Annotated in this window: 14 protein-coding genes; 2 read left to right on the top strand and 12 right to left on the bottom strand. The window is 40.1% G+C overall.

All coding sequences use genetic code 11. From position 1 onward, the window contains the following. Positions 1–156 precede the first annotated feature (156 nt). A complete protein-coding gene (locus ACJJVX_RS10325; RefSeq protein ID WP_405631347.1) occupies positions 157–1,290 on the top strand; it encodes a PQQ-dependent sugar dehydrogenase in 1,134 nt (377 codons plus the stop codon). A 164-nt stretch (positions 1,291–1,454) separates the two neighbouring features. Here the strand turns inward: ACJJVX_RS10325 and ACJJVX_RS10320 are convergent, their stop codons facing one another. The 12 genes from ACJJVX_RS10320 to ACJJVX_RS10265 all read right to left on the bottom strand — a co-directional run bounded on the left by ACJJVX_RS10320 (position 1,455) and on the right by ACJJVX_RS10265 (position 19,871). After that, a complete protein-coding gene (locus ACJJVX_RS10320; RefSeq protein ID WP_054205364.1) occupies positions 1,455–2,288 on the bottom strand; it encodes a glycoside hydrolase family 18 protein in 834 nt (277 codons plus the stop codon). A gap of 961 nt (positions 2,289–3,249) precedes the next feature. Continuing rightward, positions 3,250–4,626 carry a Na+/H+ antiporter NhaC family protein gene (locus ACJJVX_RS10315; RefSeq protein ID WP_054205363.1) on the bottom strand — a complete coding sequence of 459 codons (1,377 nt, stop codon included), beginning with the start codon at positions 4,624–4,626 and terminating at the stop codon, positions 3,250–3,252. 136 nt (positions 4,627–4,762) lie between these two features. Then, on the bottom strand, positions 4,763–7,219 hold the full coding sequence (gene pbp4b / locus ACJJVX_RS10310) for a penicillin binding protein PBP4B (RefSeq protein ID WP_054453159.1): 2,457 nt from the start codon (positions 7,217–7,219) through the stop codon (positions 4,763–4,765). Between the two features lie 12 nt (positions 7,220–7,231). Continuing rightward, positions 7,232–8,734 (bottom strand): tryptophan halogenase family protein, encoded by a 1,503-nt coding sequence (locus tag ACJJVX_RS10305; protein ID WP_054453157.1) that lies wholly within the window; start codon positions 8,732–8,734, stop codon positions 7,232–7,234. 80 nt (positions 8,735–8,814) lie between these two features. Beyond that, positions 8,815–11,682, bottom strand: coding sequence for a TonB-dependent receptor domain-containing protein (locus ACJJVX_RS10300; RefSeq protein ID WP_054453343.1), 2,868 nt, complete (start codon positions 11,680–11,682; stop codon positions 8,815–8,817). Between the two features lie 651 nt (positions 11,683–12,333). Next, complete coding sequence (locus tag ACJJVX_RS10295) at positions 12,334–12,747, bottom strand: biopolymer transporter ExbD (protein WP_054453155.1); 414 nt, start codon at positions 12,745–12,747, stop codon at positions 12,334–12,336. Between the two features lie 3 nt (positions 12,748–12,750). Continuing rightward, on the bottom strand, positions 12,751–13,428 hold the full coding sequence (locus tag ACJJVX_RS10290; protein ID WP_405631341.1) for a MotA/TolQ/ExbB proton channel family protein: 678 nt from the start codon (positions 13,426–13,428) through the stop codon (positions 12,751–12,753). Positions 13,429–13,513: 85 nt separating this feature from the next. Further along, positions 13,514–16,447: a TonB-dependent receptor domain-containing protein gene (locus tag ACJJVX_RS10285; RefSeq protein WP_405631339.1), complete on the bottom strand. Its 2,934-nt coding sequence runs from the start codon at positions 16,445–16,447 to the stop codon at positions 13,514–13,516. A gap of 157 nt (positions 16,448–16,604) precedes the next feature. Next, a complete protein-coding gene (locus ACJJVX_RS10280) occupies positions 16,605–17,546 on the bottom strand; it encodes a FecR domain-containing protein (protein WP_082379039.1) in 942 nt (313 codons plus the stop codon). Beyond that, on the bottom strand, positions 17,543–18,031 hold the full coding sequence (locus tag ACJJVX_RS10275) for a sigma-70 family RNA polymerase sigma factor (RefSeq protein WP_054205356.1): 489 nt from the start codon (positions 18,029–18,031) through the stop codon (positions 17,543–17,545). Before ACJJVX_RS10275 ends, ACJJVX_RS10280 begins: the two co-directional genes overlap by 4 nt. Positions 18,032–18,101: 70 nt before the next feature. Next, complete coding sequence (locus tag ACJJVX_RS10270; RefSeq protein ID WP_231659047.1) at positions 18,102–19,169, bottom strand: TonB family protein; 1,068 nt, start codon at positions 19,167–19,169, stop codon at positions 18,102–18,104. A gap of 114 nt (positions 19,170–19,283) precedes the next feature. Further along, positions 19,284–19,871, bottom strand: a complete 588-nt coding sequence (locus ACJJVX_RS10265; protein WP_405631336.1) for a biliverdin-producing heme oxygenase — start codon at positions 19,869–19,871, stop codon at positions 19,284–19,286. A gap of 1,085 nt (positions 19,872–20,956) precedes the next feature. On the opposite strand from ACJJVX_RS10265, the gene ACJJVX_RS10260 reads away from it, so the two are divergent. Then, entirely contained in the window at positions 20,957–21,802 is an 846-nt protein-coding gene (locus ACJJVX_RS10260; RefSeq protein ID WP_054205354.1) for a MurR/RpiR family transcriptional regulator, read from the top strand. Positions 21,803–21,837 lie beyond the last annotated feature (35 nt).

Below are 21,837 nucleotides of genomic sequence, written 5' to 3'. Positions count from 1 at the left end.
CCTTTCGGATAAAGCCATCACCTAAAACACCAGTGCGACAACCCTGTCATTTACCTTGCATTTTATGAAACTAATCGCACTTTAATGAAAGTTAATAACAATTTTGCTTGTATCACGCTAATCTAGTGTCATTGTTGTTCACAAATTGGAACTGTCATGAAAAAGTGTATTTACACCAGTTTAGTTGCCTCTATTATAAGCTTTACCTCGTTACATACCTTCGCTCAGCCAGAGCAGCCTATTCCCGTTGCCGCAAGTGCCGATAAGTATGAACTTGAATTAGTTGCCAAAGGCGTGCAAATTCCTTGGGGCATGGTGTGGCTTAACGAACAAGACTTGTTAGTCACAAACAGAGCGGGTGATCTTAGGCTTATTCGTGATGGAAAACTGCTAGAGAAAGCCATTAAAGGGGTACCTAAAGTACATGCTGAGCGTCAAGGAGGACTACTTGATGTGGAGCTTGATCCTAACTTTAAAGACAATGGCTGGATATACTTTTCTTACTCTGGCTATGAAGGAGATGACGAAGGCTATAATACCTCTATTATGCGCGCACGCTTAAAAGACATGACGTTAATTGATCAGCAACTACTGTTTGATGGCAGCCCTAACACCACAAAAACGTTCCATTATGGCTCTCGCCTTGAATTTGATAAAGACGGTTACTTGTATTTCTCTATTGGCGATCGTGGCAACCGCGATGTTCATCCACAAAACTTAGAGCACGATGCAGGGAAAATACACCGCATTAATGCTGATGGTACAATCCCTAAATCAAATCCGTTTTATAATGACGAAAACGCGCGCAAAAGTATTTATTCGTATGGTCATCGGAATCCGCAAGGCATGGCGATGCACCCAAAAACGGGTGTGATTTGGAGCCACGAACATGGCCCGCAAGGCGGCGATGAAGTCAATATTATCAAACCAGGATCTAATTACGGTTGGCCCGTAGTTACTTTCGGTATCAACTATAATGGCAGTAAAATTACCGATGAGACCACCCGCGAAGGGATGCAAAAACCTGACTGGGTGTGGGTGCCGTCTATCGCGCCTTCGGGTATGGCATTTATTAGTAGCGATAAATACCCCCAGTGGAAAGGCAATATCGTGGTTGGTTCAATGAAATTTGCACACTTAGTCATGCTTGAACTCGATGGCAACAATATTATCGGTCATAGCAAGTTGTTTGAAGGCGCTGGTAGAGTGCGCAGTATTGCAACTCACCCCAACGGCGATTTATACCTAGGAATTGACGGCATGGGTATATACCGCGTAGTGCCAAAATAGAGCGCGTAATACTTGAATTCAAGTGTTTAAAAATCAGTGGGAATTCGAAAAACCCCGTCACCAAAATGCAACTTAATAAAAATAGCGCACCTAACTTGTATCGGGTGCGCTAATTGATAAAACCAAAGCTCTTTGATTTTTTATTCCACTACAGCAAGCTACCTTTAAGAGGCTGTATTTAGAGTAGCCGCAATTGTTCGGCCCCATAATCCATCGATATCGCTATCAATTTTCCATCCCATTACCCCACCAAAAGCAATGTTTTCACTTTGCGCCTGACGAATAATGACGACGAGTTGATCTAGTGGGATAAAACCACTAGAGCTTAGATCATTTTCAGTAATAGGTTTACCAAGTACAATTTTTTCTGGCGGAACACCTTGAGATGCAATGCTTTCAATTGAAGTCGGATTGCTTATATTCTGATATTTTAATGGAAATAACATTTCAAATGACTCATATGCTTGATACTCCCACGCTCCCTGATTGTAATATTGGATATTATAAAAATCGATGTAGCCATGTGTTAACTCTTCTAACTTGCTGTATTCAGGAAAGTATGGGCCTTGTGGTGCGTGAGAAATAATTAACTTTTCTCCTTGCTCACTCGAATATTCTGCAGCTGTCACTGTAGCCTCACTCAGCCAATTTAAAGCTTCTGAGGCTGTAATATTCTCGATATCAAAATCAACGCCATCGTAGCCGTATTCTAATGCATATTTTGCAAGTGCCAAGCCGTACTCTCTTGCCTGTGCTGAATCAGTCACATTTGGGTTATAAGTTTCACCACCTGCTGCAAGTATGCACTTTTTCCCTAGTGATTTAACATATTGTATAAGCTCTGGATCATTTGCGGCAGCTTCAGCTGCACCTAAAACCCCATCTTCAGGTGATATCCAAAATGAAAAAATAACGTGAGTATAACCTTCTATCTGCGACTTTAAACTTTCTTGAGTGATCCAGTTACTACAATAGCCAACAACTTTTTGCGTTTTCATAACTTATTCCTTTATTTTCGTGATATTAAAACTAAGGTTTGTCATTTTATTCGTCACTAAATATAAACAAGATTCAAAAAAGCGGTTATTACATGATATTACAGTTAATTATTTAAGCTAAGAGTCGCTTCTGATTTTAAGCCTGAAAACGTTACGTGCCAGAATTATTCGAAGCTACAACCTGTATTTACTTTTTATCAAAAAAGTAACATGTGCCCTTAATATAGGCAGGGATTTATCCCTAATTAGATTATGCAAAACATTAGCGGCTGAATAATATGATAATTTTTCGGACTAAAGCCAGCCCCTACGGCGGATCCTGAAGCGGCAGCCCGATTTAGCTGTTGTTAAAAGCTGCCGTCGCCAGCATGAAAAACCTTGAATAAGGTTATTAATGTAGGTCGCGGATTTATCCCGACAAGTGATGCTTAAGTAAAAAATTCGTGGCTAAAGCCATCTCCTACATCCACTATTTAACCTCGGTACAGCGCGAAGCGCCTCTTTGCCCTCTGTGATGACATTCACTTTTTCGCCCTAAAGGACGACCTACAATTTAAACCAAGCCCGTTGGGTTTCGTTGCACTCTACCCAATCTACCAATCACATGCGCCAGCATGAAAAACCTTGAATAAGGTTATTAATGTAGGTCGCGGATTTATCCCGACAAGTGATGCTTAAGTGAAAAATTCGTGGCTAAAGCCAACACCTACGACCAATATTTAATCTCTGTGCAGCGAAGCGCCTCTGTGCCCTCTGTGGTGACATTCACTTTTTCGCCCTAAAGGACGACCTACAATTTAAACCAAGCCCGTTGGGTTTCTCGTTGCACTCAATGACTGGTATTAAACCCTTAGTGATTGAAGCCATCTCCTACAACAAACTCTGAAGCAGCAGCGCCTGCGCAACAAAAAAGCCTGCAAATTTGCAGGCTTTTGTTCTCACTAATTTAATTATTGTAAATTTACAGCACAATAATGCTCGTAACTAAGTACGCTATAAACGTGAGTGCGCCGCCAAAAAGTGCGTAAGGCATTTGCGTTTTAACGTGGGTGAGTAAATCACAACCGGAGGCAATGGCCGATACCGCGCTGGTGTCAGATATGGGCGAGCAATGATCCCCAAATACACCGCCACCTAAGATTGCCGCAATCACTAATGAAGGCGGTAAACCTAACGCTTGAATGAGCGGTACGCCAATTGGAATTAAAATTGCGAACGTGCCCCACGATGTTCCAGTCGTGAATGAGATCACCGCGCCAGTTAAAAACAGCACCGGAACAACTAAGTATATAGGTAAGTAATCGCCCACCAGTCCCGCTACAAATACGCCGGTGCCTAAATCTTTTAAGCTTGCGCCAAGTGTAAGCGATAACAACACGATAGCCACCAACGGGAGTAATTCACCCATGCCTTTAAAGCCGATATCCACCAGCTTATGATGAGTAAATTGACGTGAACTGATCATTAAAAAGTACGCGACAACACACGCTAAAATAGTTGCATACAGTACAGATTTAGAGCCACTGCCGCTGGCAATATCGCCATTACCGGTCCAGTACATAAAGCCGACCATGCTGCCAATCAGTGTAATAAGTGGCACTAGCATATAGCGTGCTTTGGTGCCTTTTACCTCTTCTTGTACATCTGCTTTTTGGTGCTCTAATTGCTCTTCTGCTTTTTTTAATGGGCCATGCACTTTATCAAAGGTGATGGTATAAAAAACTAATAATAAAGTAATAATAGCGTAAAAGTTATAGCCAATACTGCCCCATAACACCGACACCGCCGACTCTGGTAATTCATAATTACCTAACAAGCCAAGTACATAAGCGCCCCAACCATTAAGCAAAATTAAAATACACACCGGTGCACTGGTACTGTCGATAATGTAAGCAAGACGTGCTCGGCTCATTTTAAACTTATCAAATAAGCCACGAGATAAAATACCCGAGGTTAATACACTTAAGTTAGATTCTATAAACACGGCTACGCCTGAGAACATCGTTAAGTAACCAACTTGGCGTTTACTTTTTGCGACGCCTTTGTTCATCAATACATTAACGGTTGCTGCCACACCACCAGATTCACGAATGTATGCAAGCAATGCGCCTATTAAAATACTAAAAATCAAAATACGGCTATTCCCCGGTGAACTAGCCACCGCCACAATACGCTCTATGGTATTTATAAATGTGTTAAAAAGCGTATTTCCATCGCCTTGTAGGGCGAGTAAAAACTCTGAAGAAGCAACAGCAACTAACAGTGCCATAATCACTTCTTTGCGCCAAAACACGATCAAAATCGCTATCAACGGCGGTAAAATTGAATACCAAGACATACAATAACCTTTTTAGTAGCGACTGCGCCGCTGTTATAATTATTTATAAACAAGCCCACTAGCTTAATCAGTTGCACAATAAACTCAACTTAATTCGACTAGTGATTTAAGTTAGTGGCTTTAATGAGTGATTACATTAATGATTAAGCAAAGCCTCATAAACCAGTGAGATTACTGAGCCATATTTTCCGGTCTCAAACTTTTTACCAACAAATTCATAATGGGTGTCATTGCCCTTGATAGGCGAATGACGTGCATTAGTGAGTAAAATAATGGCTAAGTCATACGCAGGATCAATAACGGTTACTGTGCCTGTCCAGCCAGTATGGCCGTACGCTTGTGGACTTGCGTAAGGACCAAAATGCCACTTTTGGGCGTGTTCACCAGCTCTTCGCCAGCCTAGCCCATAAGTTTCATTACTCGCTTGCGGCGCTATAAACTGATCGAGCACTTGCGGGGTAAATATTTGTTTATCGCCATAACCGCCGCGATTTAATAGCAACTGCGAAAGCACACCAAGATCTTCTACGGTACTAAATAAGCCTGCATGCCCTGCTACGCCACCAAGTGCATAGAATGCTTTTTCGTCGTGTACTTGCCCTTGCAGTACGTCGGTGCGTATATTATCAAAACTAATTCGGCCACCACGGCTGTTTCCTGCAAGCTCCGTTGCAGCAATAGTGTGTTTACTAACCCCTTTTTGTAACGGGTTAAACAATGTGTGTTGCAAGCCTAGCGGCTGGTAGATTTGCCCCTCAACATAATGATCCAGCGCTTGTTGCGTAATGCGTTCAATCAGCACGCCTAACAGCATGTAGTCTATATCTGAGTACAAGTGCTTAACATTGCGCCCTGCTATAAACGGCACGCCTGTTAACAGTAAATTTTTAGTCCGCAAGCTATTTTGCGAGAAAAATCGCTCACCAAATTTATTGTCTTTTCGATGAAAGTCCACCACCGCAGGATACCCCGCACTGTGGGTGAGTAAATCTTTTACTAAGCGTTGCTCTCGCCCGCGCCCTCTAAACTCTGGTAAGTAGTAAAAAAGCGGCTTATTTACATCAAGCTTGCCTTCACTTACAAGTTTCATAAGCGCAAAGTTAGTAGCAAACATTTTTGAGTTTGACGCAATATCAAATAAGGTGTCTGTTTGCATTTTTTGCGGCGATTTCATTGCAGTACCATTACGTTGGTATTTTTTTGCATCTCCATAACTACTTAGTTTTATTAATTTTCCATCTTTTATTACGCCTAACACTGCCCCTGGAAATCCCGCTGCAATATCATCATTAATAAGTTTATCTACAGCACTAAAATTGTATGTATTATTGGCGCTTTTTTTCAGCTGTGGGTAGGCAAAGCGTAAGGTTAAACTTGCGCCTTCGGGCAATACATTGCCCACTTTATACGTGTTAATGCCGTTACGCGTGCGTTTACTTAAACTGTATGCGTATTGTTTATTTGCTTGAAGCGGGCTGGCTATATTGATTTTTTCGCCATTGATATAAATATCGGCACTGGTGGCGGTGTTGTTTTCAATCACTAGCTGGCCACGGCCTTTGTAGGCTTTAAACGTACCACGATTATTGACTAATAAACGTGTGCTTGGGTCTCGTTCGGGAATTAACGCAACCACTTGTGCATTGGCTAATTGTTTTGGCTGCGGCTCAACTGTGGTTTGCTCTTGATTATACTGCGCCATTAATTTGGTTGCTTTTTTAGGAAAGTATTTTTCCATTAATGCAAACAGTACTGCGCCACTGCGTGCATCGGCGTTACCACTAACGTGCCATGGTAAAAAATGCATTTGAAAAGCACTTAAAGTATCGAGTGTTTGCGGATCAAGTTGATTCGTCGCTTGCACATCATAACCGTAGCCACGTAAAGCGCTTTGCATTAAACCTATAGAGGGTTTAACGACACTAAATTGCTGCCAATATTTATCTACCGTGTGGTTGTCATACCAAGCGCCAACCCCTGCTTGATAGAGTTGATACCACGGAAAACGTGGACCAGGATCATTTTTACGACTGGGCGCTATATCTGAATGCCCAACAACTTGCGTTGGTCCAATATCAGGGTGGCGCGCTAAAATCCCCTGACTTAACTCGATTAATAACGCCATTTGTTTAGCATCATAATCTGGGTAAATACACAGCTTTGAGGCATCATTTTGCAATTGTGTATCTAATTCATGCTCTTCTAGTTCTGGGGAATGACACGTTGGTATGTTAACTATTTCAATACCAATCGATTGGTCGTTTAAGTCCTCTCTGCCTTGCCAGTAACTACGCCCTGCATGCCATGCTCTGTCATGCTCATCGACTAACTGCGTAATTTTAAGTTCGTCATCTGGGTAGCTCGGATCGTTTGACTCAGGCACTAAATAATGTGCACTCAATCCGCCATCTTCGACAAGTACCTGCATTGATTTTTCATAATTGATAGCGGTGTAATGCATCACTAAAAATTTAACGCGATGGCTATAATTAGCTGACTGAGTAAATTCATAAGGCGTTGAAGCACAGCTAACTAAAAAGGCTGCACTGGCAAAAATCCCCAGTTTTTTTAAATAAAATAAAAACGTCATCATGCTTTTTAAACCCTAACTTTTAGAATACCGGCAATGGCGAGCAACATACTCACTGTGCATAGGAAGTGAGCGCGCGGTTTGCCCGATCATGGTTTTTATTTGTTGCATATATTGCTCACAAGCTGCATCGCTCAAACTATTCACCAGCGGATGATAACCTTGTGGCTCAATACCTTGACCATGTAATACTGAAAACCAGCTAAGCTCATTAAATAGCTCATTGTTTTCTCTGAAAAGTCGGCCATTTTGTGCAAACAAAGCAAGTCGCTCACTTACCGTATTCGGTACATCCATGTGTTGGCAATAACGCCAAAATTCACTGTCGCTGCGCTTTGTTACCTTGTAATGGCAGATAATAAAGTCACGAACAGCGGTAATTTCTTGTTCAGTGTATCTATTGTAGGTATCCGCATCCACCTTCGCCATTGCACAACTAGGAAATAAACTGATCAGCCGTAAAATGGCCGACTGAATAAACTGTAGCCCTGTTGACTCTAGCGGCTCCAAAAAGCCAGCAGATAGCCCTATGGCCACACAGTTCTTTTGCCATGCTTTTAAACGACGACCATTTTGCCAATTTAATTGGCGTGGCTCAGTCACCGCCTTGGAAGGTAACTGCGCGGCTAACTGCGCGATTTGTTGTTCTGCACTAGTAAATCCGCTTGCAAATACACGCCCATTACCAACACGATGCTGTAACGGTATTTGCCATTGCCACCCTGCTTTATGAGCGGTGGCTTGGGTGTAAGGCTTTAACTCTGGGAGTGATTCGCTGGCAATCGCAATCGCGCTATCACATGGTAACCAATGCTGCCATGACTCAAAACCAACATGCAAAGCTTGGTTGATCAAGCGCCCTTTAAAACCGGTGCAATCAATAAATAATTCGCCACTGATCACCTGACCATCATCAAGAATAAGATCTTTAATATGGCCGTTACTTGGCTCAATGGTTACCTGTGAAATAGTGCCTTGGATATGTTTAACGCCTTGTTTAATAGCCAGCGTTGATAAAAACTCGGCATATTTAACAGCGTCAAAATGAAATGCATAGTTAAGGGTGCTATGCCCTTTGGTTGTTTGCCCTACGATACGGTCAAAGCGGTTTAATTTAGCGGCATGCCCTTCGAGGCAATAATCTAATATTGGGGCTGGGTTGGTGTTTTTTACACTTTTTAACCAGTAATGATGAAATGCAATGCCATTTAAGTTAACCCCATATGGCCCAAATGGGTGCATGTATTGCTGCCCTATTTGTCCCCAATCAATAAATTCGATTCCTAGCTTAAAGGTACCTGAAGTGGCACTTAAAAATTCATTTTCATCAATACCAATTAGTTGATTAAACTGACGAATTTGCGGGATCGTGGCCTCCCCGACCGAAACAGTGCCTATTTGCGCTGATTCTACCAAGGTTATATTTACATGCTCGCCAAGTAGTTTACTCAGCGCTGCTGCGGTCATCCATCCCGCAGATCCGCCACCAGCAATAACCACTTGCTTAATATTGTGCATTTAATACTCCTACAAAATGACTGACTCAGCCAACGCTAAGCCAGTCTCCCTAATTACACTTTGGCCTTATATACACTCAATTAAAAGCGATATTCTGCATTAAGCGTATATGCTCGACCACGCGCGCTCGCTACACGAGGATCAAACGCAGCACCTGGTGAGTAATCGTTTTGATGAGCTGTAAACGGTGGATCACGGTCAAACAGGTTTTTAATACCAAACGTAATACCTACATTATCAAACCCGGTATACGCTACGCTGTAGTTATAAATTAAATAACTTGATACCGTTGGGTTATAGTTTTCGATTTCACCGATACTAATTGCACCCGATTGCACGCCTGCTGGCACTTCATCTGCATAACTATCACGGTAAATTTGTGTCACATTATGACGCCAATCACCCTGCGTATAGTTAAAGGCGATGGTATGCTTCCAACGAAGTGGAATATTTCCACGAGAATGAGTGCCAACTAAGTTATCGCCAAATGCAATGCTATCAAGAAGTTTTTTCTTATCTTCAATTAAATAACTACCATTGAAGTTAATATCCCATAAGCCTGCACCTAACTGACCATTGACCTGCATACCCACTTCAACACCACTGGTATTACGCTCACCGGCATTAATATAGCGCATATCAATACCTGTTAAGTTACCTTGTGCATCGCGTAAGAAGTTACCGCTAAATGTCTCGTAATTTTCGAGTAAATCACGAAAGTTTGGCGTTTGTATTGTGCCCTCTGTGATTATTTCCCACCAATCAAGGTTAAAGCTAAATTCGCTGCTTGGTGCCCATACGAAACCAAAGCTCGATTGTTTTGACTCTTCAGGCCCTAAGTCTTCTTTGCCGCCATAAACTAACGCAGGGGTGATAGGTTGGCAACTAGGGTTTGACACATCAACGATGCCATTTGCGCACGAAGCAGGATCAGCTAAATCGGAGCCTGTGTACGGCTGCTCTGATACGCCATTAAATAGCTGATTAAACGAAGGCGCTCTAAACCCTGTGCTGTATGCACCACGAAATAACAACTCTTCCATGGGTTGATACTTAACACCAATTTTAGGGTTAGTTGTGCCGCCAAAGCCTGAGTAATGGTCATAACGTGCAGCTAAGTTAATCTCTAAACTATCAACTACAGGAATAAGCGCTTCAACAAATACCGCTTTTATATCACGGTGAACATCATCAAGTTCGTTACCATTATCAAATGGCGCCCCATAAATGGCAGGTCTATTTTCTGATTCACGACGATCCCCATTAAACTTATAGCCCTCACGGCGTAAATCAATACCTGTTGCCACCATAATCGTGTCGCCGCCAAGACCAAGTTCAAAACCTGTATCACCTGAGATCGACGCATCAATTTGTGTAAGGGTTGTTTCGCCGCCATATAAGGTTACGCCACGCGCTGATGCTGCTTCAATTGCATCCATACCCGCTTGAGTTTGTGTTTCTCCCGCTAACAAAAAGGGGTTAACAGCACCGCTACCAATTGCCTGCGCAAGTAGCTCAGTATAGTGATAGCCACCACCGAGCTCTGATTCAGCCTCGTTTGATGAACGTGAAATACCGGCTTTGTAATCCCAGTCGCCAATAATGCCTTCCATGCCCAACTGTACTTTATAAGACGTGGTCGTTGTTTCGATTTCACGGTTACCACAATCCATACAGCGCCAGCGATAGGCAATAGGTGCACCAATATTTAACTGATCCGCGCCATAATAGTCAGATAATGCATCAACTATATAATTATACGATGAACCTGTGCTTGGGTAATACCCTGCTGAACCAATTGACCACGGCGTAATTTGGTTAGGTTCAAAAATCTTTTTAGAAGTCACTTCTGAGCCAATAACTTCGGCAAATAGCTCGGTGTCTTCATCTAATTTAAACGTAGCACGCGATACAAAATCAATGCTGTCAACTGGTTGTTGTAAAACCGCAGCTCTTGGGTAATCCCATGCGCAACTGTGTGTTTCATTTTCGCGATTCCACAGTGCGCCAGTATCAACGCCCATGCCTTCAATTGATTCACACCCAGGCTGCCCAGGAAGTGCTAATACATTAAGCACATTATTAGCGTATGGATTACCTTGTGCATCAAGGTTATTGGGGTCAATAAGCCCTGTACCAATTAAGTTATAATTTCCATTGGTTGGATCATCGCCGTTACCACGGTTATTGATTGACGCAAAAGGACCACCACGCGTATCTGGCGATAAACCTCGATTTGGTTGGAAAGTGTTTGTAAAATCACGGTCAGAGCCGCGTAATATATCGACTTTTTTATACGATACTGAACCCATGACATTGTAGCCATCGCTGTTTAAATCGCCAGTACCGGCAAGTATACTAAAGCGATTAATATTACCGCCACCTGCTTGTGTAATGTCAGTAAATGCGTTTAATTGCACGCCTTGGTAATCTTTTTTCAAGATAAAGTTAATGACCCCACCAACAGCATCAGTACCATACACCGCAGATGCCCCATCACGCAGCACTTCAACACGTTCAATTGCAGCAAACGGGATTGAGTTTAAATCAACAGATGCCCCCTTTAAACCATGACTTGCAATTCGGCGACCATTTAATAATACCAGCGTTGAACCCGCACCTTGCTGTCGAAGGTTAGCACTTGATGCGCCATTATTACCGCGTTCTTCACCGCTCACAATCCCTGTATTACTCCCTAAACCATCATTTGAATTAGAACCAATATTTAGCTGCAACATGAGTTGTTCTGCCGAGCTAATACCTGCAGCATCAATATCACTGCGGCTAATGATTGTAATTGGTAGATCACCTTCAAGGGATGTGCGCTTGATACTTGAGCCTGTGACTTCAATACGCTCAATTTTCTTTTCGTCTTGCTCATCTTGTGCTGCATTTGCTGAAGCACAACCTGCTATTGCAAGGCATATTGCTATTTTATTAAGTTTCACTGTTGTTTCTCCCACTGAGCCTGCTATTTATTATTTAGTAATATGTGGTACGTCCTTTATAAAGCGCCACAGCAGAAACTAGCTGTACCCCTAACGCTTATCTATTTGAACGTTTTTCCCTTTAAACAGTAACACAGCTCAAACCATAGTAAAATAAAATATTCCATATAAAATAAACAATAGCAATAACATATACTTTTAGTGTTAATACTCTTTTTAACAACAAAGGCATGGCTGCGTACAAATTCAAGTTGAGTAGAGAGCCGCCACTAAAAACACTCGCCGGCCCTTTAATGAATTAGCTTCTGGGGTGCAATATCAAAAAGGTAGATATTAAGAGCAGTAAAACGGTAAGCAAACAGCCTGTAAAAAGACGAGGTAAAAACATGACCACAGTAAGGTGCAGAATTTAGCATTTTCCAGGTTGTTATATCTAGGCGTTATTTTGCAACAATGACAGGCGCGCTTAATAAGTAACAACAGTGAGAGTCAACGCCTGTGAAACGCCCAAAGAGTTAGTTTAAAAGCGATTTATTTTAATAAGAAAATACTTATAGGCGCGAAAATCCACGCCGTATTTTTATTACAAGATTAGTGACTCACAATTGAAAGTTAAGAAGATAACCCAGAGTGTAATTCGAGGTTTTAGGGTTAAGGTTTTTTTTCTTCAGTAATAAAAGCCATGCTGTTAATACCAGCTTGCTGCACCTGTTCCATTAAAAATACTACATTCTTATATTGAGTCGTTTTATCCCCTCGGATATGCACAATAGGTTGCATTGTTTCTTGGGCAGCAATGAGTAAACGTTCAACAAGCTCTTTTTTACTTATCGCTTGTTCAGCCCAAAAATAATCGCCTTCACTGTTAACAGATAACACAATAGCCTTTGGCTTAACTTCCAGCTTTTCGCTTTTTGCAACAGGTAAATCAAGCTCTATCGATTGGTTAATCACCGGTACTGTAATAATAAAAATAATTAACAGAACGAGCATAACATCCACCAATGGCGTCATATTAATTTCATTCATAACGTCTTCATCATCACTATCAACATTAAATGACATTTTCTAGCCTACCTTCGATTGTACTGAACCTGTTAAATAATAAGCATGTAGCTGCGAAGCAAAACGATTCATTTGTATTATTATAGCCTTATTTGCACGGCTAATTGCGTTATATCCAAGTACAGCAGGGATCGCAACAGCTAGGCCAAACGCCGTCATAACTAACGCCTCACCGACCGGCCCTGCGACTTTGTCTATACTGGCCGAACCTGATAAACCGATTCCAATTAAAGCATGATAAATTCCCCACACAGTACCAAACAAGCCGATAAAGGGTGAAGTCGAGCCTACAGATGCTAATATTGCCAACCCACCCGATAGTGACTCTCGTGTATCATCAATATTATTTTTAAGCGCTGTTGTTAGCCAATCAGAAAGAGGGACTTGACCTTGCAACTGTGCTTGATGGTTTTGATGGTGAGCTTTGGCCTGTAGACCTTGCGATACTAATTTTTGGAATGGTGGCTGTGGAGCCAATAAATCGATTCCCTTATTTATATCTTGTTGCTGCCAAAACTCTGCGATTAAATATTTAGCCTTTCTTAATTTTAGTAAGCTAATTAAGCGCATAAAAATAACCGCCCAAGACGCTAAGGACATAGCCAACAATGCAAAGCCAACAAACTTAATAACCGCATCACTTTGCTGCCATAACGACGCGATCCCATATGGATTTTCCATTACACTTCCTAAGTTAATTTTTAACTACTACATATAAAATCACTCAGCTTTCACTCGCCTGAGTGATTTTATTGATTACTTTGATTTAAAAACGTGCCGTAAAGGTTAATTGTGATGTTCGCCCTGGCCCAGCTATTAAGCTTAATGCTAAAGCATCGAGGTAAAACTCATTTGTTAAGTTAGCAATATTAAAGTTAACGTCCATATTATCTGTGATTTTATAATTGATATAAGCATCAATTAAAGTGTAAGCCACGGTTGGTACATGCGGCGCTGAACCATGATAATTTTGCCAACTTAACTTACTGTCATAATCAGTATCAGGCTTACCCGTATAAGTAATACGCGTACCTATATCTAAGCTATCATCAAGAAACTTTACGCCCAAAATTGCTGCAACTGATTTTTGTGGTGGTATATGGTTGGCAACATACATGCCTGAAAAACCCGTTTTTGAACAATCCGGGATGTCTCCTTGTCTATTCGCATATGGATTATCACGAAATGTTTGTGCGACTTCCGCGTCACATAATTCCGCCTCAGTATAATATGTAGCGCTTAGATCAGCATAAAATCCACCCACTTCAAAACGGCTTTGGAACTCAAACCCTTTTGTATTAAAGCTATCAGTGTTTCCCATTGCTAAACCAATATCAGTTGCGCTTAGGTTATTATCTGAAATTGTGTGGCGAGTGATGTAGTCTTCAATTTTATTATCAAAATAAGCCACCTTGGCTCGCATTGTTAAGCCTGTGAATAAATCATCGCTAATGAAAGAAAAACCGATCTCTTTATTTTTTGCATGTTCAGGTCTTATGTCAAGAATATTCCTTGATACTGACCAGCCTCTCGTTGATTCCATTATACTTGGCATTCTTAACGCTTCGCTATAACGTGCGTACGCCAACCAACTTTCACTTAGTTGCATATTTACCGCGAAATTTGGCGCAAAGCCATTCTGCTTTCGTGATGCTCCAGGGTATACAGTGTACGTGCCTAAGCCTTCTTGCGTCTCAAAACCAAGAAAAGCAAGATTGTAATCAACTTCAGAGATATCAACACTGCCTAGCTCACCTAGATTAACAGTGCCTACTCCAGTTACACGCGGATCATTGGCATCAGTATAATCACCATTTTCATCAGGAAGCCAACGAACATGTCCAATTCGTTCAAGGGTCTCATCCGATTGTTTCAGTAGAAATATTTCTTTAAATCTGCGTACATCTTCTTCTCTATAATCATTATTTTCTTGTACTCTAAACCAGCTATAGCGACCACCAGCTTCAAAACTTAACCAATCAACAGGCGACCATTTAGTTTGCAAAAACACGCTGCTCTCATATCTATCACCATCACGATGAAAGCGATTTGTATCGATATCTTCTTGAGAGTATTGAACATCAGATCCTGGTCCTATTGATTCTTTTTGAAAGCTATAGCCGTAGTCAAAACTAATTACGCCATAATCTGTACCTTGAAGTATGCTTTGATTACTAATATCAAACCCTGTTCTGAGCGATTCCGTTTTTGCTAAATACAATACATCAACACATGATTCACAATCATGTGTTGGTGGCCTTTCATTTCCCTCTCTTGGGTTGCTAAAGACTGATCCGTTATACGCTTTAGAATCAGTACTTGTATGCCAAAGATTCACTTTTAAATTTTTAAGCAATGGATTATCTGGAGAAGTATATTTATAACGAGCGCTATATGTATCTATATCTTGCTCAGAAGATTTCCACTGTTTTAACGTGTCACCTGTATTACGAAAAATTTGTGAGGCCATAATTTCACCATAAACAGCTTTGTATTTTCGGTAACTGAGCTCCAGTGATGAGTCGTCATTAATATGAAAAGTTGGTTTAACTAAAACTGAGGTGTTCTTATTCGAAGTATTGAGAACTTCTTCCCCTGATTTATAAAAGCGAGCGATCCCCTCATTTATAACAATGCGCTTTTTTTCAACCCATTCACCATCGATTTGCTTCCAATCACTCACCTCTTCATCGTAGAAGTATCGTTCCCGGCCGTCATTACCTGCAAAATAATTACCAATATCACGGTGTGAGGCTGCGACAACTAAATCAAATCCCTCTTGTGCAGTAGCATAAGCAATATTAATGAACTCACCATCACTAGTTACCAAATCAGGAGCATCATTACGGGGGGTCGCATCAAAGTCGCTTTGTGCATCAATGCTATTACTTTGCATACCTCCTTTGATACGAACGCCATGCTGCTGTCCATTTCGTAATATATCATCGCTCTTCAATGTCTCCATCACGACAACACCACCCACTGCCCCCATACCTTGAGCACTATTTGTTGGGCCTTTATCTATCGAAACAGTACTAATTAGATCTGGATCTATATATGAACGATCAGCTATCCCAGCATAACCACGATAAACTGTGGTACTTTGAATACTGCCATCAACAACCACGGGCACACGATTTTGACCTTGCACACCACGTATATTGACATCTATCGCTCCCCCATTGCGTGCTTCACCAACTTCGACACCGGGAATACCTTTAAGCATATCTCCTGCGGATGTACCGCGAAACTGCTCTATATAGCCACTATTGAGCTGCACATTTGAACTTGTTTTTAAGTAAGGTAAATCCTGCGATTCCACACTTGCTTCATCAAACATGCCTGGTGCGATATAACTACCCACAACAGATAAAGCTGATAACTCTGTCGCTGATTGCGAGTTACTTAGCTTTTTTAAAATGATTGTATTACCGTCAATTGTCGCTTCAATACCTGTATTATTTAAAACTTGCATTAAAACATCACGAACCGTGGCAGGACCTTGCAACTGAGGGGCTGTCAATGAGTCAACTAATTTAGGATCAAATACTAAGGTCATATTTGCCTGTGTGGCAATCAGATTCAAAGTGGTTTCTAGTGGCTGAGGTTTAATATCAAGCATTAATATGTCACTACTGGCATAAGCTTCAACACCAACGGTGCTTAAGCCTATTGCGAGCGCGAGAGAAGATAACTGCATTTTTTTCATTTTATAAACTCATGTTAATGACTACTACTTTATAAAACGAATGAGAATAATTATCTCTCACCTCTAAACTCTTATTTTTTTACCTTTAAAAACAAACTGAGGCCTTCGCTATCAAAAAATGTATAAAATATCCCTAAGTATTCATTTTTCACCTTTGCTGAATCAGCCAAAAATAACCATTATCAATAACATCTACAGGAAGCACTTTAGGGAGTAGCTTTGCGGTATTGTCTATATCATTTAATTGGTATGTCCCACTAAGAGAGAGCTGATTTAGACTTGTTTGTTTGAGTTTAAATGGCTTATCTTGATAACGATTAAGCTGCTCAACAGCAAAGTTCAAAGGGGTATTCGAAAATTGAATGCGCCCCTGTTGCCATATAGCAAACTGAGTTTCAGTGAGGTTAAACTGCCTATCATTGATGCTGTTATACCCTTGATTAGCTGTCAAAAACACATCACCAACAGTTGGATCTGTTACTTTTACTTTACCTTTTTTTACAGCAACAACGACTTGATCTTTAAGGCGATTAACATTAAATTGTGTACCAAGTACTTTGATATCAATTTCTTCGACAACAACAATAAAAGGACGCTGTTTTTCAGGAGTAACATCAAAGATTACCTGCCCTTTAAGTAACTCTATACGGCGAGTATTATCGCTATATTCTACATTTAATTCGGTATCACTATCTAACAGAATCTGGCTACCATCACTTAAAATAAAAGAAGCTGTTTCGCCTATTTGTGTTAAATATATCGTCGGTCTACTCGCGTTAAAGTGGAAAAAGCTAACCGCAATAACTGCAAGTGAAGCAGCCAATGCGACTAAAGGTCTAATAAAGCTAACTTTTTTGATATTACTTTTTGGTAATAATGCAAGTAATCGCTCCATACTTTGCTGCGATAAATTTCCCAACTTTGCGTCCAACAATACACTTTCTTCAAATGCCTCTGCGTTTTGTGGGCAAATTTTCAGCCACTTTTGCCAATTATGTATTTGCTGTTCACTTGGTTCGTCTTTAAGCCTTAACAACCACAACGTTGCTTGCTCAAATACTTGCTGATTTTTATTAGAATTATTCATCATTCTTTTAATAATATCTCTCTACAACGGCTCATGGCTTTAAGTAAATGCTTTTCGACCATACTTTGCGATATCTGCATATGTTCAGCGATTTGTGTTTGACTCAAGCACTTAAACTTATACAAGATAAATGCTTCACGGCACTTTTCAGGTAAGCTGGCTATACACTTTTCTAATTGTGCAAGTTCTTGCTGAGCAATTAAAGTCGTTTCAGGATCTAAATGAGGTAACTCATAGATAGAGCTTTCTTCGTCCGGCAAAGGCGTGAATTGGCAGATCTTTTCACGACGATATAAATCAACAAATAAATTATTAGCTGTTTTCAATATCAGCGCTCTATTAACCTGTTTTTCGGGATTACTAGATTGCCTTTTTCCTTGTTTCAGTAAACGAGCGATCGCTTCTTGGATCAAGCTTTGAGCTTTATCTCGACAACCGGTACGCCGTGACATTATCTTCACGACTTGGCTATAATCTGTAAAAGGCATGGTATCGACTACATTGTAAAGTGACTGATATTGTACCTAAATAAAAATCGAATACAAACAGTAATTATTATCATTTATTGCGTAAATAAAACTCAACAGGCAATAATAATTCATGAGGTGCTTCTAATTCGTCAGGCACTTTTGGAAATGGCTCTGCGCCACGGATTGTTTCAATTGCTGCAATATCGAGCCGATTAATCCCCGATCCCTTTACTATGTCTAGCTGCATTAATCCCCCATCTCGCGCTAATAACACCTTTAAATACACGACCCCTTCTTGTTTTTTCATAATAGCTGACGTTGGGTACTTCCTATAAGCCATTAAATGGCCAAGTAAACTAGCTCTCCAGCTTTTCTTTCCTGTTGCAACCTGTTGCTGAGATAAGCTGTATTGCTGCTCAACCATCGCGGCAACTGCTGAATCTTGTGATATTTCTTCAAATTTTGTATTTTTTGGATCTGAGTCTAGTTTAGTTTTAGTAACGTGTTCTTTTGTAGGAGGCTTCACCACAGGCTCTATAATAACATCTTGTTTATCAGGTTGTTTTTTTGCTAGAACTTGTAGTTGCTCTTTCGCCTTTGGGGGAGGCAACTTTTTCTTAACAGCCTCTTGCGCTTGAGTAGCCTGTTTAGCAACCTTTTTACTTTCAACTAATTCAGGCTTTGGTGCTGCCGCTTCTACAAATGTAATATCTATCACTTTAGGGGTTTGCTTATGTTGCACTGGCTCAATATTTGTACTTGTGTTAAAAAATATAATCCAAGCAAATATAAAGTGAAATAATACGGCTAATAACACTCCTTGAAGTATTTTATATTTTTTATTTTGACGTAACTCATAGAGCTCGCTCGGTTTAGAGAAAAGGTAATTAATAACAAGTGCAAAAATCAAAAAGCAAAATACAGGAAGCCAAACAGACTGACTTGTGAGTGTAATAATAAAAAAACTAATTAGTATGCTAATAAGCGCAAAGTACTTAGCTTTTTTAGGTACAACTCGGCTCACCTGCCAATTACTTAAAACGTTTCCAAATTTCGGATGTGTAAGCAACCAGTTGGCTAATTTTTTATTTGAGCGAGTAAAACAAGCAAGCGCAATAATTAAAAAAACTGTCGTAGGCATTACTGGCAACAACATACCAATTACAGCCAAGGCGACACTAATGCAGCCAGCTATAAAATATATAATTTTTTTAATTGGCAACGCTTGCCTTAACACTGAATTTAACACTGAATTTAACACTTATATACGTTACTGATAAACAACATCAAGTAACTGATGTGCGGTAGCAAAAGCTTGCTTTGCACCTTGATAAAGCTGCTGCTCTTCATCATTTGTTAAATTAAGAGCTTCTACAGCTTGCATAAACCCTCGCCACTGGCTTCCACGCCCATTCCCAGGACCTGCTAAGAAACGCGCACCAAATTCAGCATTTAGATCTAACTGTGTTACCTCTTTAGCTAACATTGCGGCTCCGAGCTTTGAGCCTTCAATCACATAGAGCCAACCGACAGCCTGCGCTATCGTCAAACTATTAATATCTATTTGCTGTTCTAAATTGTGTGTTTTCATACCTATATCATGTAAATCAAGTACAATATCAGTACAGCGATTTCGCTGTGCTAAATCACTAAAAAATACAATTAACTGTTCACTTTGATAAATTGGCTCTACATGTTTTAACAACAAATATTGAAAGCGTAAAAAATCGCCATAATTTTCTTTTGACGTAAAAGGTGATTGAGCCATAATTTTATTATCTAAATTATCGTGTACCTCTGCTGTGGTACGTTTAAGCTCAGACATACGTGGGTAGTTTACTTGAGTAATACTCGACATAATTAAATTCTAATTGATCCATCCTACTGATAAAAACGAACGCGTCAGCAAAACCCACACCTATACTTAAAGATATTTATAACCAAACAACCTAAAGCATTTAACTCAACACCTTATTGGAGAGCAATTTTAAGGCGTTACTTTACAATTAATACCTACCTAAATCGCTGTTAACTCCAACTGAAATGCATACCTGATGCGACTTATACCAATCCGCTTAGATATGAGGTTTATTTAATGACAGAAAATTGCGCTATAAACTAGGGCGTGTTGACCTTTGTGGATTGAAATTTGTTCAATCTAGGGGCGATTTAATCGCGGCGCGAGATTTGTAGCCTAGTGGGCTAAGTAAAAACCGAGCAACAAAGAGTCAATCGCCCCTAGGAAGAACCCTTTGGGCAGCGAGCCCTAGGCAATAATTTTTATATCTAGTTGTTCTAAATGAAAAAATTTTAACGACGTTATAGAGTGATTTAATTCATTAAATTGTTCAAATATTTATGAAGATTGGTATTAGGTACATGCTGCTAGAAAAATATGTAACAAAACGCCTCCCCAAAGTGCTTTTAAAAGTCGCTTTTTTGACTGGCTACTAACTACTAATTTATTAACCTGATGCTTAAGTAGAAATGGATCTAAATGAATGTCATTAAGGCAAATAACTTAACCTTAATTTTGGTTGAGTTATTTGCTAATATACAAGCTTGAAATGAGTCGCTGATCAACTATTTAATCTGGGTCTTGGGGTTACTAGTCGGGTACGTTGCAGCAAGAGTTTTTTATTCGCATTAGGCACCAAACCAAAATTACCAATAATTTTTATTACATAAATATGTGCTGTTATTAAATATCTGAAAGTAGTTGTATTCGTGAATGCCAGCGACAATACTGTTTTATTATTGCAAACAACCCAGCGTGAACTAGAATATTCCAACGATATAACAATCAAGTGCAAAATAAATAATTTAAACAATACCAAATAGAGCAATAATAAAATTTAAATAGTTACATTTGAACCCAAAATAAGTACAAAGTTATTTCGATTAATGCTATAAATACGCCAAATACATAAATAAGCGAGTAACATGTCTACATTTGTTAAAATTAAAGCCTTACGTCAGTCTCTATCGAGCAGCGAAGCCAAACTAGCAGACTTCACATTAAACTCTGCTAACGCCATTAGAAATCTATCTTCGGTAGAACTTGCAAAGGTAGTCGGAGTAAGTCAGTCAAGTGTAGTGAAGTTTTCACAAAAACTCGGTTATAAAGGGTTTCCTGCATTTAAACTTGCTGTAATCGATGCACTCAATGACGAAGTAACAGAGCCAAAACTACACGGCAAAATTACGTTAAGTGATTCGTTAGAACAAATAGCTGAAAAACTACTCAGTAGTAAATTAGCGGTTTTAACGGAAACTAAAAACCTAAACGAAGCACAGCCTATTGAACAAGCTGTTAGCTTATTAAAATCAGCTAAGCGTATTCTTATATGTGGTTTAGGTGGTTCAGCACTTGTTGCTAAAGATTTCTCTTATAAGCTGCAAAAGCTAGGTATGCCTGCAATAGCTGAACCAGATGGCCACGCACAGCTAGCCTACGTATCTACATTTGGTAAAGGTGATTTAGTCATCGCGATAAGTGAATCTGGCGTAACCAGAGAGATTGCCGAAGTAGTGAAGCAAGCTAAGAAAAACGACAGTTATGTGATCTCGGTTACTAAGTTTGGTAGTAACCCGGTTGCCGATCAAGCGAATGTGAGGTTGTACTCTGTTGCTGAAGAAGAGTCAGTACGGTTGTCGTCGATTCTTGCACGTACGGCACAAGATTTTGTTATCGATATTCTCTTTATTGCTTTGACTCAATCAAGCCGTCAAGGTAGAAAGTTACTTGAACACTCTAATGATGTAGTGGGTGAATTTAGAAATAAATAACTAAATTAACCTATATTCAAGTTAAGCACTAAAAA

Origin of the sequence: Pseudoalteromonas sp. Ld20 (assembly GCF_045064175.1) — a bacterium.
Classification (GTDB): domain Bacteria; phylum Pseudomonadota; class Gammaproteobacteria; order Enterobacterales; family Alteromonadaceae; genus Pseudoalteromonas; species Pseudoalteromonas neustonica.
Note: the sequence above shows the minus strand (reverse complement) of the source record. Positions and strands in the feature narration are given on the sequence as shown.

What these genes read in the sequence shown, in the direction of transcription:
- ACJJVX_RS10290 (WP_405631341.1), bottom strand. Translation starts at nt 13,428, where the DNA reads ATGGAAAATCCATATGGGATCGCGTCGTTATGGCAGCAAAGTGATGCG.
- ACJJVX_RS10270 (WP_231659047.1), bottom strand. Translation starts at nt 19,169, where the DNA reads ATGTTGTTGCCAGTAATGCCTACGACAGTTTTTTTAATTATTGCGCTT.
- ACJJVX_RS10295 (WP_054453155.1), bottom strand. Translation starts at nt 12,747, where the DNA reads ATGTCATTTAATGTTGATAGTGATGATGAAGACGTTATGAATGAAATT.
- ACJJVX_RS10285 (WP_405631339.1), bottom strand. Translation starts at nt 16,447, where the DNA reads ATGCAGTTATCTTCTCTCGCGCTCGCAATAGGCTTAAGCACCGTTGGT.
- ACJJVX_RS10325 (WP_405631347.1), top strand. Translation starts at nt 157, where the DNA reads ATGAAAAAGTGTATTTACACCAGTTTAGTTGCCTCTATTATAAGCTTT.
- ACJJVX_RS10275 (WP_054205356.1), bottom strand. Translation starts at nt 18,031, where the DNA reads ATGCCTTTTACAGATTATAGCCAAGTCGTGAAGATAATGTCACGGCGT.
- ACJJVX_RS10260 (WP_054205354.1), top strand. Translation starts at nt 20,957, where the DNA reads ATGTCTACATTTGTTAAAATTAAAGCCTTACGTCAGTCTCTATCGAGC.
- ACJJVX_RS10280 (WP_082379039.1), bottom strand. Translation starts at nt 17,546, where the DNA reads ATGATGAATAATTCTAATAAAAATCAGCAAGTATTTGAGCAAGCAACG.
- ACJJVX_RS10315 (WP_054205363.1), bottom strand. Translation starts at nt 4,626, where the DNA reads ATGTCTTGGTATTCAATTTTACCGCCGTTGATAGCGATTTTGATCGTG.
- ACJJVX_RS10265 (WP_405631336.1), bottom strand. Translation starts at nt 19,871, where the DNA reads ATGTCGAGTATTACTCAAGTAAACTACCCACGTATGTCTGAGCTTAAA.
- pbp4b (WP_054453159.1), bottom strand. Translation starts at nt 7,219, where the DNA reads ATGATGACGTTTTTATTTTATTTAAAAAAACTGGGGATTTTTGCCAGT.
- ACJJVX_RS10320 (WP_054205364.1), bottom strand. Translation starts at nt 2,288, where the DNA reads ATGAAAACGCAAAAAGTTGTTGGCTATTGTAGTAACTGGATCACTCAA.
- ACJJVX_RS10305 (WP_054453157.1), bottom strand. Translation starts at nt 8,734, where the DNA reads ATGCACAATATTAAGCAAGTGGTTATTGCTGGTGGCGGATCTGCGGGA.